Raw genomic sequence first — 12,459 nt, 5'->3', positions numbered from 1 at the left:
GGCTAAGGCCGCTTCATAGATCTTTATTTTTTGTGCTGTCTACTTGACGGGGTGCAGTTCATGATACAAGGGAGGGTGGCTTTTTTATGTTTGCGGTGTGGGGTCGATGGCGCCATACGGAGCAGAACGGAGGATGGGTTGTGGGTCGGAGAGCGAAGCGTGCGCCTTTAAACTCGGTTCCCTCAGCTTAAGAGTATTCAGTGGAACTCGAGTTTAAGAAAGCCGGAGACCCACAAGCCAATCCGCAGTGTCGCAGAGTTTGGAGCCATCCCCCATCCTCGCCGCAAACATTTCCGGGGAAATAATTTCCCCAAATCGGCCAACCTCCCTTGTCCATCAAGAATATAACGTTATGCCCCTCATATAATGTACCAATCTAATTCGAGCAGGGAGGCGAGGGGAGTGCACGATTACATCAAGGAGCGGACGATCAAGATCGGTACTTGCATCGTGGAAACCCGCAATACCGTCCGCACCATTGCCAAAGAGTTCGGTGTTTCCAAGAGCACGGTGCACAAGGACCTGACGGAGCGGCTGCCCGAGATTAACCCGGAGCTGGCCAACCAAGTCAAGCATATCCTGGAATATCACAAGTCCATCCGCCACTTGCGGGGCGGCGAAGCAACGAAGATCAAATACCGGAAAACAAGAAACCCCAGAACCTCGGAACTAGTCGCCAGCAAATCCTAAAATTTATGAACCATATCAGCGTTGTACCGGGCGGACCGTTCTTTCGGGCCGCCTTGGGCGATGCTTACCATACATGAATGTAATGTCGATTCTGGACAGATAAAAGAGGAAATGTCGACATTGTGGCGAATTTCGTTATAATGAGACTATGGATATTTCGGCTCTGAACGGGCTTAAGCAGTTTAGGAGGCTACAATCGTCATGTTAAGCAAAGATATTGGAATCGACCTGGGTACGGCGAACGTGCTGATCCACGTCAAAGGGCGCGGCGTCGTATTGGACGAGCCTTCGGTAGTGGCCATAGAGAGCGATACGAAGCGGGTGCTGGCCGTCGGCGAAGAGGCCAGACGCATGGTCGGACGGACTCCGGGCAATATCGTCGCAATTCGCCCGCTTAAGGACGGCGTTATTGCCGATTTCGAAGTGACGGAGCAAATGCTGAAGTATTTTATAGGCAAAGTAGGGGGAAAACGCTGGTACAGCCATCCTCGTATTCTCATTTGTGCGCCTACGAACATTACTTCCGTAGAACAGAAGGCGATTCGCGAGGCGGCGGAGCGGAGCGGGGCGCGCGAAGTTTTCATGGAAGAGGAGCCGAAGGCTGCCGCAATCGGGGCGGGCATGGACATTTACCAGCCGTACGGCAATATGGTTGTAGATATCGGAGGCGGCACAACGGATGTGGCCGTTCTGTCAATGGGCGATATCGTAACGTCTTCCTCCATCAAAATTGCGGGAGACAAGTTCGATATCGCGATCTCGAAGTATATCAAAAATAAGTACAAGCTGTTGATCGGCGAGCGGACATCGGAAGATATCAAAATCAAGATCGGAACCGTATACCCGAGAGGCCGCAACGAGACGATGGATATTCGCGGGCGCGATATGGTGTCCGGTCTGCCCCAGACGATTACGATTCACTCGGACGAGGTGCAGGAAGCGCTGTGGGATCCGGTATCATCGATCGTAACGGCGGCCAAGAGCGTGCTGGAGCGGACGCCGCCGGAGCTGTCGGCTGACATTATCGATCGGGGCGTCATCCTGACCGGCGGCGGCGCGATGCTGCACGGGCTGGATCAATTGCTGGCCGACGAGCTCAAGGTGCCGATTCTGATCGCGGAAGATCCGATGCACTGTGTTGTGAAAGGCACCGGCATCATGCTGGATAACCTGGATAAGGTGACGCGCCGCAAATTCTAGTGCAGGTGGAGGAACCTTCCTCTTCAAAATCTTGCTCGATTTGCCGTTATATAAGGTAATCGCGACTTCCGGGAGACACCGGGCGCTACCGCAAGGAGGAGAGACGCTCCTATGTTAAGAGGACTGTACACCGCTGCATCCGGCATGATCTCCGAGCAGCGTAAACACGATATTCTGACGAATAATATCGGCAACTTGAATACGCCGGGCTTCAAGCAGGGCAATGCGGTTTCCCGCTCGTTCCCCGAGATGCTGATTTCCCGGATTCGGGGCGGTCCGGAAGAGGCCGGACGATCGGTTACCGTCGGGCGTATCCATACGGGGGTGCTCGCGGAAGAGAACGTTTCTCTGCACGCGCAGGGGGATCTCCAAGAGACGCTGAATCCGTTCGACTTCGCGCTTGTTTCCGACATTCAAGTGCCGGGTGCGGCATTCGACGCTTCGGGCAAATATGTCGATGAGAACGGGCAGCGTGTGTTTCAGCCGCAGGCGCTCTTTACCGTGCTGAACGGTAACAACGAACGGCGTTATTCATTGAACGGCAAGTTTACAGTCAATGCGCTTGGGGAGCTTGTGAACGGCGACGGATTGCAGGTGCTCGGCCGCGACGGCCAGCCGATCCGGCTTGTTCGCGTAGTGAACGGGCAGGAAATTCCGATCCACGACTTCAAAGTGACCGCTGCGGGCGAATTTCTGGACGAGAACGGCCAGCCGCTCAACAATGCCGCAGGGCAACGAGTCGCTCTGCTCCTTTCCCGTGCGGATAACCCGAATTTGCTCGTACGCGAAGGAAACGGTCTCTATTACGTTCGGGAAGAGGATGCGGGGACGGTCACCGGGCTGCAGCCCGGTGACCAGGTGACGGTTCGGCAAGGCTTCATCGAGCGCTCCAACGTCGCCCCCGAGCAGGCGATGGTCGATATTATGGCGGCTTTGCGCGCCTATGAAGCGAATCAGAAGGTTATACAGTTTTACGATAAAAGCATGGAAAAAGCCGTGAACGAGATCGGGAGGGTGTGAGATAAACGATGAATAACTCCATGATTAACTCTTCCGTATCGATGCACACGCTGCAGCAGAAGCTCGACCTGTTGGCCAGCAACATCGCCAATGTCAATACGACCGGCTACAAGAAGAAGGAGGCTTCCTTCGAGGACGTGCTCACGAATGTGAAGCAGCAGCCGGAGCTGTTCCGCAAAGACGGCCGGCTAAGCCCGCTCGGTTATAACCTCGGCTGGGGCTCGAAACTTGTCAATATTCAGGCGAATTTTGCGCAGGGCCCGATTTCCCCGACGCAGAATGCGACAGATCTCGCCATCCAAGGCGAAGGGATGTTCCAGGTGCAGGTTCAAACACAGGATGCCAATGGGAACCCGGCGACGGAGACCGCCTATACGCGTAATGGAGCCTTCAACCTGTCGCCGGCTGCGGACGGTAACGGAGTCTTCCTGGCAACCAAGGAAGGACATCTGCTGTTAGGTACAAACGGTCAGCCGCTGCGGATACCGGAAGGCTTCCATCCGCAGATCGATGGTAAAGGCATTATTACTGCTTATAAAGATGGCTCTGCAGGACAACAGACTCAGCCGGTAGGCCAAATTAACCTGGTTCGCGTCGTTCGGCCTCAGCTGCTGGATGAAATGGGCGACGGTCTGTACAAGCTGCAGAATAATCCGGATCTTGTCGCTGCGAACGTTCTGGAGGTCGTAACGAATCGGGACGACGTTCAGGTACGCCAAGGCTATCTGGAGCAATCGAACGTAAATTTATCCGATGAGATGACGGAGCTGGTGACGGTCCAACGTGCGTTCCAGCTGAATGCCAGAGCGCTGACTTCGGCCGATACGATGATGAATCTGGCGAACAACCTGCGCGGGTAACGGCAGGAAGGAAGGAAGTACGGCATGACGGAACAAGGAAATACGAAAGAGGCACGCCGCAGGCCGATCTGGTTGAAGGTGACGCTGGGCTTGCTGAAATACGGCTGGTTTCCGGTTGCATGTCTCGTCGCCTTGCTCGTCGGTCTCACGGCCGGATATGTGGTATTAGGCGGAGGATCGGCTTCCGACGTCTTCGAATTTCAGACCTGGCAGCACCTGTTTGACCTGGTGTTTGCCGCCGAGTAACAAGACACTCCCGCAAGGGAGTTTTATTTTTGCCCGAGCAGCGGTATAATGGATGGGAAATATCGTAATTTATTCAGGGGTGAAGGGCGAAGTGAACGTACCGAACGCTCTGACGATCAGCCGCTTTATCCTAATTCCTATATATTTATTTGTTTTTTTTCAGGTGAATATGCAGCTCGCGTTCGCTATCGTCCTGCTTGCGGGTATTACCGATGTGCTGGACGGCTATTTGGCGCGCACACGGGGGCTGGTCACCACCGTCGGCTCCATGCTGGATCCGCTTGCCGACAAGTCGATGATGATTGCCGTATTCGTTTCGCTCGTGATCAGCGGCTACATCCCGATTGCAGCTGCCATTGCCATGCTGGCCCGCGACGCGGGGATGATCGTCGGCTCCGCCGTTTTCCATTTCCGCGGCAGCAAGACCGTTCCCGCCAATTGGATGGGGAAGCTGACGACGGTGCTATTTTATATTGCGATTGTATGGGTTGTTTTCGAATTGCCTTACGCAATCCCTTACCTATGGATCGTGATCGGGTTTTCTTTTGTAACCACGGTGTATTATATTATTAAATTTATTGCCGCCAACAAGGATAAAGGGTTAAGCCGGTCCTAGAGGACAAGCACATGATCGCAGGAAAAAAAGAGCCTATCCCCAGGTCGGAATGCGAACAACGCTTCGCCGCCTTGGGCTAGACTCCTTATCTCAACCTCCACGGCTGCAGCTCGTGAAGGATAATGTTATTGTAAGTTGAGACTTAACATTTTATTCAAACGCCGGAAGGGGAACGCACATATGCTTAACGTACAACAGATCCAGAACATCATTCCACACCGTCCGCCGTTTTTGCTGGTAGACCGGATCACCGAATTGGAAGCGGGGGTCCGTGCTGTAGGGATTAAGAACGTTACGATGAACGAGCCGTTTTTCCAGGGACATTTTCCAGGCTATCCGGTCATGCCGGGGGTGCTCATCGTTGAAGCGCTAGCTCAAGTGGGCGGCGTGGCGATGCTAAATGTCGAGTCGAACAAGGGCAAGCTGGGCTTGTTTGCCGGTATTGACGGGGTTCGTTTCCGCGGACAAGTCGTTCCGGGCGATACCGTTGTGCTGGAGGCAACCATCACCCGTTTGAAAGGGACGATTGCCAAGGTCAGCGCCGTTGCTAAAGTAGAAGGAAACATCGTTTGTGAAGGTGAACTGATGTTTGCCATGGTAGACGCAGGCACCTCTCAATAAACATTATATAGTCGAGATGAGGAGTGGACGTATGAACGAGATCAATCGTGTGCAAACCCAATATGAGCTGTGGATGCAAGATCCGGCTGTCGATGCGCAGACGAAAGAAGAGCTGAGAGCGATATCCGACCAGCCGAAGGAAGTGGAAGACCGCTTCTATCGGGATTTGGAATTCGGAACCGGCGGTCTGCGCGGTGTGATCGGGGCGGGGACGAACCGTATGAACGTTTACACCGTCGGACGCGCGACGCAAGGCTTGGCCCAATACTTGCTAGCTACTGCACCTAGAGGGAAGAACGATGCCGAACGGCCTTCAGTCGTCATCGCACACGATTCTCGCCATCAGTCGCCCGAGTTTTCGTTGGAGGCTGCGCTCGTACTGGCGGGCAACGGCGTGAAAGCTTATGTATTCGATTCGCTGCGGCCTACGCCGGAGCTGTCGTTCGCCGTCCGCGAGCTTGGCGCTTCAGCCGGGATTGTCGTTACGGCCAGCCACAACCCGCCGGAGTATAACGGGTATAAAGTATATGGAGCGGACGGCGGTCAATTGGTGCCTCAGTATGCAGAGCAGGTACTGGAGCAAATCAGCCTGGTGAACCGATTCGATCAGGTTAAGCGTCTGACGCGAGAGGATGCCGAAGCGCAAGGTCTGCTCGTTTGGATCGGCGAGGACATTGACCGGAAATTTATAGCTGCGGTTACCGCGGTCAGTCCAAATGCGGACGTTGTGAAGAAGATTAGCCCGGACTTCCATATTGTGTACACGCCGCTTCACGGTGCAGGGAATTTGTCGGTTCGAGCGGCACTTCGGGAAATCGGCTTCGAGCATGTTCATATTGTGGCCGAGCAGGAGCAGCCGGATCCGAACTTCTCGACGGTGAAGTCGCCGAATCCGGAAGAACGCGAAGCGTTCACTCTGGCGATCGAGCAAGCGAAGCAGGTAGGGGCGGATATCATCATCGGCACGGATCCGGACTGCGATCGGATGGGTGCCGTTGTGAAGGACGCAAACGGAGAATACTTTGTACTGACCGGAAACCAATCCGGCGCAATTATGGTTGATTATTTATTGTCCAGCATGAAAGAACGAGGCGCTTTACCGGCGAACGGGGTTGTGATCAAGACGATCGTGACGAGCGAGATGGGGGCAGTCATCGCGCAAAGCTATGGCGTTCCGACGCTCAATACATTGACAGGCTTCAAGTACATCGGCGAGCTTATGACGAAGTTTGAGCACAGCCGCGAATATGAATTTTTGTTTGGCTATGAAGAGAGCTACGGCTATCTTGCCGGTCAATATGCCCGGGATAAGGACGCCGTTGTCGCCTCGATGCTGATTTGCGAAGCTGCGGCGTACTACAAGAGCCAAGGCAAAACGCTGTACGATGTCCTGCAGGAGCTGTATGCGAAGCACGGCTTCTTCATGGAGAAGCTGGAGTCCAAGACGCTCAAGGGTAAGGACGGCGTTGAGCAAATCGCCCGCATGATGAGCCAGTGGCGTTCGGCGCCGCCTGCCGAAGTGGCGGGCGTACAGGTTGCCGAAGTCGAGGACTACTTGGTGGGCTTGCACGGCTTGCCGAAGGAGAACGTCCTCAAATTCAAGCTGGCGGACGATTCCTGGTTCTGTATGCGTCCTTCGGGCACGGAGCCGAAGATTAAGTTTTATTTTGCCGTGAAGGGAACATCGGGTACGGAAGCTTCGGAGCGGCTGCAGAAGCTGGTTCAAGCCGTGCTGCAAATCGTCGATAACGCTTAGATTCGAGGAGTCTGTCCGGATGAAGGAGGCTGAGCCGATGCTGTGCATCGGCACGTGCCGTACGGACAGACTCTTTACCCATCATGAAGGATGTGAACAGTTTGGCGAACTTGTATCGCTATTGGAATCAACGGACTCGGAGGCTGCTCTGGATCCTGACGCTGGTCGGCACCCTTTGCGCGCTGCCTCTGGTGTTCGCGCGGCAGCAGACGGAGACGTCGGCGAACCGCGTGGAGTTCGTATTTGACTATCGGGATCTGCTGGATATAGCCGATATGAAGCCGGCGCCGCAGGCATTCATAAACGCAGAATTGGCGAAGATGAAGCAGGCCGGCATCGGATCACTCGCCTTGTATGAGGCAACGCTGCAGGAGCTGCGCTTAAGCCGCCGCATTGAAGTGTTCAATTCCCGTGAAGCGGCGCTGGCGACGCAGACGGTTGCGAAGCCGGGCGAAAACTTTACTTACGTCGTGTTCACGGAGACGGCAACCCAGAGCACGCTGCAGTCCATGATTACCGAAGCGTTCACCGCGCTTGGCGTGCAGGTTCGGCCGTGGACCTATAAAGGTCAGCAGGGCCTTATTATTGAGATGTCGGCTGACGAAGCGACGCTGAAGCCGATGGATCCCGATCCGTTCACGATGAAAGCGCTGAAGGATCAAGACTTCCAGCTCGTCATGCGGGTGTCGAACAAGCGCCCGTTCGATCCGCAGAAGATGGACAAGCTGCTCGCCGATTTCCACGATCTCGGCGTTACGCGGATTCTGGTCGATGGGGACGAGGTCCCCGGTTACAAGGAGGACTCGAAGGAAGGGTTGGAGCAATTCAGCCACATGCTTCGGGCTCACGGCATCGGGCTGGCGAATATCGAGCTGCTGAAGACGCCGCAAAAAGGCTTTCAAACGGTTGCTAAGGAAACGTTCTACAATGTTGTCCGTCTGCATTCGTTCACCGAGAGGGACGGCGAGAAGCTGACGGAAGCGGGTATTACGCAAAGCATGCTCGATAGCAGGATCCAGGACGTGTCCGACCGGTTCGTGCTGGCCGTGAAGGACCGCAATATCCGGATGATTTTCTTAAACGCCAAGCCTGGCAGAAGTGTCGATAAGGGGATTATTACCGATCCGCTGAGCGGCATTTACAAGAGCTTGTCCGGTCCGGACGGGGCCGTGCAGCGGGTGCAGAAGTTCGGCTTCGAGATCGCTCCCGCAAAATCGTTCCAAATTACGCAATATGACGTATGGATGAAAGTCGCCCGCGTGTTTATTTTGCTCGGCGGTGTGGCATTGATAGCATTAACGGTATCTTACTTCTTGCCGCAAACGGCGCTTGCCCTGCTCCTGATAGGTACAGTCGGGGCGGTCGGCCTGCGTTTCCTGTCAGGAAGCTTGTACGCCCAAGGTTTGGCGCTGGCTGTTGCGGTATTCGCACCGAGCCTTGCGGTCATTCTGGCCATCCGCCGTATCCATAACGGACAAGCGTCCCGGGCGCGCTCTCGTGTCGGCTATGCCGCGCTGGAGCTGATCCGCACGTCGCTTGTATCGCTCATAGGGGTTGTATATGTCGTTGCCCTGCTGAATCCGATTACGTACTTGCTTGTAATTGAGCAGTTCCGCGGTGTCAGCATTCTCCACTTGCTGCCGTTCGTTATTGTCGGGCTGTATCTGCTGTTCTTCAGCGAGAAGCTTACGCGGAAGGAGCAGATTGCGCGCATTCGCAGCATGCTGGCTTTCAATATCAACGTCTTATGGGTGATTATTGCGGCGGTCGTCCTCGGAGCGGGCTTCTATTACTTGTCGCGGACAGGTAATGAAGGCCAAGCGTCCTCATTTGAGATGCTGTTCCGTTCCTTCCTCGAGAACGTGCTTCAAGTACGTCCGAGGTCGAAGGAGTTCCTGTTCGCCCATCCGATTTTCCTGCTTGGCGGGTACTTGGCGGTCAAATACCGTCATTCCGGCTACTTGTATCTCATCGGGGTGATGGGGCAGCTCTCTATCGTCGATACGTTCTGTCACCTGCATACACCGCTGCATATTTCGCTCATTCGGGTAACGTACGGCCTCGTGTTCGGCGCCTTGATCGGCCTCGTTCTGATCGCCTTATGGGAGCTGCTGGCAAGGAGTTGGAAGCGATGGTCTCCACTGCTGCAGGAGTAACGGGTTCCCCGCTGCGCACGGTGCGGCTCGTGCTGTCGGGATATTACGGATTTCAAAATAGCGGCGACGAAGCGGTGCTTCAATCGATTTTACTGGCATTGGAAGAACAGGGAGAACGCCAAGGGCTGCGGATCGAGCCGATCGTGCTGTCCATCGACCCGGAGCTTACGCGCCGGATGTACGGTGTACAAGCCTATCATCGGATGAGGTACAGCGAAGTGTCGGCGGCGATCCTCTCGAGCGACGGACTCATTTCGGGGGGCGGCAGTCTTCTCCAGGATGCGACGAGCGCCAAGACGATCCCTTATTACTTAGGCATCATCAAGCTGGCCCAGCTGCTCGGCAAGCCGACGTTCATTTATTCGCAGGGCGTCGGGCCGGTGAACCGGAAGCTGTTCTTCTCGTGGATTCGCGGCGTGTTCCGCAAAGCGGCTTACGTGTCCGTCCGCGACAGGGAGTCCGCCGAGCTGTTGTCGACGATGGGCTTGAAAGCGCCGGTCGAAATCGTACCGGACCCGGTCATGGGACTGCCGCTGAAAGCACCTGTGCAAAATCATGCGGGAGAAGCTTCGCCGGAGGCTAGACGTACGATCGGCGTCTCGGTGCGGTTCTGGAACGAAGACCGCTCGGAGCTTAACGGAATTGCCGCAGCGCTGCAGCGTCTGTTGGACGAGCGGGAGGATGTGGCCGTGCGGTTCCTGCCGTTCCATCTTCCTTCGGATGAGAAGGCTTCTGAATATGTAGCAGGGAAATTGTCCGATGCGGCTGCAGGCAGGGTGACGACGGCCCGCGGCGTAACGCATCCGCAGGATATGCTGGCCGAGGCGGCATCGTGCGACGTCGTTCTGGGCATGCGGCTGCACTCGCTCATCTACGCGGCCTCCCAGAAGGTGCCGATGGTCGGCATCTCTTACGATCCGAAGATCGATCAGTTTCTGCACCGGCTCGGCATGAACGCCGCAGCCTCCACGGCCGCATTCGATGTAGAGAGCGTCGTGCGGGAATGCAGGCGTCTGCTGCTTCACCGCGATGAGTGGCTCAAAGAAAAAGAGGCGGCCATCGAAGAATTGAAAAGACAGGCCCAGCTGCCTGCGCAACAAATTTGCTCCTATTTCCGTTCTAAAGGATGAGGTCATCGTGACAGCAGCACATCAAGGCATACCAACCGTATCCATCTACGGCGTACCCGTATCGAAAATGAACATGCGCGACACCGTTTCATATTTGACGGACGTAATCGAGCGCGGCGAACCGAATCAGGTAGTGACGGCTAACCCGATTATTTTGATGACCGGGCTGGACAATCCGAGCTACATGAAGATGCTTCGCGATGCCGAGCTCGTCGTTCCCGACGGGGCAGGGCTTGTTTGGGCCGCAGGCTACGTGGGCGAACCGGTTGCGGAGCGGGTGGCCGGCTACGACCTGATGCACGAGCTGATGAAGGCGGGGAACAGCCGCGGCTGGAAAGTGTATTTGCTGGGTGCGGCTCCGGGAATTGCAGACGCCGCGGCGGATAAAATTCGCGCCATGTATCCGGGCATCCAGATCGTCGGCTGCCGCGACGGGTTCTTCAAGGACGAGGAGGACGAGGCGGTGATTGCCCACGTTGCCGCTGCGGCGCCGCATATTTTGCTGGTCGCCCGTGGGGCCAACAATCAGGATCCTTGGATCGCCAAGTACAAGAAACGGCTCGGCGTCCCCGTAATGATGGGTGTCGGCGGCAGCTTCGACGTGCTGTCCGGCCGCTTGAAGCGGGCGCCCAAGCTGTTCCAGCGGCTTCGTCTGGAATGGTTTTACCGGCTGCTGCAAGAGCCTGCGCGGTACAAGCGCATGCTGATTTTGCCGAAATTCGCCCTTAAGGTGATGCGGGACAAAGAGAATGTAACGAAATAGCGCGCTGTCACGTCCAAACTCGCCGAAGTTACCGCAAAACGCTGGAAAAGGCACATTTTCCGTATGGCGCAGGTAAAGGTTTGGGAGTATAATTTGTAAGGTTATTTGCGATTTACAAAACATTTTCAGCGCGTAGACACGAGATAAAGGGGCTGTTGAGGAATTATGATGTTTGCGTTATATGGGATTGGATTCGTGGCCGCCTGCTTGATATCGCTGCTGATGACGCCGCTCGTCAAGAAGTTTGCCTTTTGGGTAGGTGCAGTGGATGCCCCCAATCATCGCAAAGTGCATACCCGCATCATGCCCCGCCTGGGCGGACTTGCGATATTTTTGGCGTTTGTCGGAGCCTACTTCATTGTCTCACCCGCTATTGATACCTTCAACAGGGATGCGGCAATGGCGCTTCTGGTCGGCGGTCTGGTGATCGTCATTACCGGCGGTTTGGACGACCGGTTCCAGCTGTCGCCCCGTTGGAAGCTGCTAGGTCAGCTGATTGCGGCGATTATTGTTGTAGCCTATGGCTTCCGCATTGACTTCTTGAATATCCCGTTCGGCGACTCTTGGAACTTGATGGAATGGATCAGTATTCCGCTGACCATCTTCTGGATTGTAGGCGTTACGAACGCGATTAATTTGATTGACGGCTTGGACGGCTTATCCGCGGGCGTCTCGGGGATCGCTACGGCGACCATTCTCGTGCTGGCTCTTCTGATGGGCGGCAGCGGCGTGACGGTCGTGCTTCTTAGCTCGATTTTGCTCGGGAGCATTGTCGGCTTCCTGTTTTATAATTTCCATCCGGCGAAAATCTTCATGGGCGATACCGGCGCTTTGTTCCTTGGTTTCAGCTTGGCAGTCTTCTCAATTATGGGCTTCAAGCAAGCGACGCTGATTTCGTTCCTGGTGCCGCTGCTGATTCTTGGCGTACCGCTGTCCGACACGTTCTTCGCTATCCTTCGCCGGTACGTGAATAAGATGCCGATCTCGGCTCCAGACAAGAGCCACTTGCACCATTGCTTACTGCAGCTCGGGTTCAGCCACCGTAAGACGGTGCTGATTATTTACGGTATTTCGGCTGTATTCGGTCTCAGCGCCATTCTGATGTCTCAAGCGGAGCTGTGGGTGGCGATTCTGATTGCCGCGGCGCTCTTCGCGATCCTGGTGATCGGTGCGGAGATGATCGGCATTATCAGCAAGAGCCGACGGCCGGTGCTGAACTTCCTGCAGAAAATCCGGGTTAAAGCGATGCCGGGCCGTATGCCGAAGTGATTACGGATCTAGTTGAATCGAGGGCTCCCTTCCAGAGAAGGGGGCTCTTCCTTTTTATCCCTTGGCTGAATATCCAATAAACAGGTAAACATTTTGAGACTTCCTGCCGATATAACAGATATACCTAACTAT

The 12,459-nt window shown here is 55.2% G+C and carries 12 protein-coding genes; all 12 read left to right on the top strand.

Going from position 1 to position 12,459, the window contains the following annotated elements; genetic code table 11:
• Positions 1–402 precede the first annotated feature (402 nt).
• Positions 403–690, top strand: coding sequence for a sporulation transcriptional regulator SpoIIID (gene spoIIID / locus ACFFK0_RS10725; RefSeq protein WP_377470174.1), 288 nt, complete (start codon positions 403–405; stop codon positions 688–690).
• A 201-nt stretch (positions 691–891) separates the two neighbouring features.
• Positions 892–1,890 (top strand): rod shape-determining protein, encoded by a 999-nt coding sequence (locus ACFFK0_RS10720; RefSeq protein WP_377470173.1) that lies wholly within the window; start codon positions 892–894, stop codon positions 1,888–1,890.
• A 111-nt stretch (positions 1,891–2,001) separates the two neighbouring features.
• Positions 2,002–2,910 (top strand): flagellar hook-basal body protein, encoded by a 909-nt coding sequence (locus ACFFK0_RS10715; RefSeq protein ID WP_377470171.1) that lies wholly within the window; start codon positions 2,002–2,004, stop codon positions 2,908–2,910.
• 8 nt (positions 2,911–2,918) lie between these two features.
• On the top strand, positions 2,919–3,770 hold the full coding sequence (locus ACFFK0_RS10710) for a flagellar hook-basal body protein (protein ID WP_377470169.1): 852 nt from the start codon (positions 2,919–2,921) through the stop codon (positions 3,768–3,770).
• Between the two features lie 24 nt (positions 3,771–3,794).
• Positions 3,795–4,016: a DNA-directed RNA polymerase subunit beta gene (locus tag ACFFK0_RS10705; protein WP_377470168.1), complete on the top strand. Its 222-nt coding sequence runs from the start codon at positions 3,795–3,797 to the stop codon at positions 4,014–4,016.
• A gap of 52 nt (positions 4,017–4,068) precedes the next feature.
• Positions 4,069–4,632 (top strand): CDP-alcohol phosphatidyltransferase family protein, encoded by a 564-nt coding sequence (locus ACFFK0_RS10700; RefSeq protein WP_377470167.1) that lies wholly within the window; start codon positions 4,069–4,071, stop codon positions 4,630–4,632.
• Positions 4,633–4,812: 180 nt separating this feature from the next.
• Entirely contained in the window at positions 4,813–5,253 is a 441-nt protein-coding gene (fabZ, locus tag ACFFK0_RS10695) for a 3-hydroxyacyl-ACP dehydratase FabZ (protein WP_377470165.1), read from the top strand.
• Positions 5,254–5,284: 31 nt separating this feature from the next.
• Positions 5,285–7,009: a phospho-sugar mutase gene (locus ACFFK0_RS10690; protein ID WP_377470164.1), complete on the top strand. Its 1,725-nt coding sequence runs from the start codon at positions 5,285–5,287 to the stop codon at positions 7,007–7,009.
• A gap of 101 nt (positions 7,010–7,110) precedes the next feature.
• Positions 7,111–9,165, top strand: a complete 2,055-nt coding sequence (locus tag ACFFK0_RS10685) for a DUF5693 family protein (RefSeq protein WP_377470162.1) — start codon at positions 7,111–7,113, stop codon at positions 9,163–9,165.
• Positions 9,141–10,295 carry a polysaccharide pyruvyl transferase CsaB gene (gene csaB / locus ACFFK0_RS10680; protein WP_377470161.1) on the top strand — a complete coding sequence of 385 codons (1,155 nt, stop codon included), beginning with the start codon at positions 9,141–9,143 and terminating at the stop codon, positions 10,293–10,295. Before ACFFK0_RS10685 ends, csaB begins: the two co-directional genes overlap by 25 nt.
• A 7-nt stretch (positions 10,296–10,302) precedes the next feature.
• Positions 10,303–11,058, top strand: a complete 756-nt coding sequence (locus ACFFK0_RS10675) for a WecB/TagA/CpsF family glycosyltransferase (RefSeq protein WP_512700672.1) — start codon at positions 10,303–10,305, stop codon at positions 11,056–11,058.
• Positions 11,059–11,226: 168 nt separating this feature from the next.
• A complete protein-coding gene (locus ACFFK0_RS10670; RefSeq protein WP_377470178.1) occupies positions 11,227–12,327 on the top strand; it encodes a glycosyltransferase family 4 protein in 1,101 nt (366 codons plus the stop codon).
• Positions 12,328–12,459: the final 132 nt, after the last annotated feature.

Source organism: Paenibacillus chartarius, from assembly GCF_042432825.1.
GTDB classification, from domain to species: domain Bacteria; phylum Bacillota; class Bacilli; order Paenibacillales; family NBRC-103111; genus Gordoniibacillus; species Gordoniibacillus chartarius.
The sequence above is the reverse complement of the archived record's forward strand: the minus strand, read 5'-3'. Positions and strand labels throughout refer to the sequence as shown.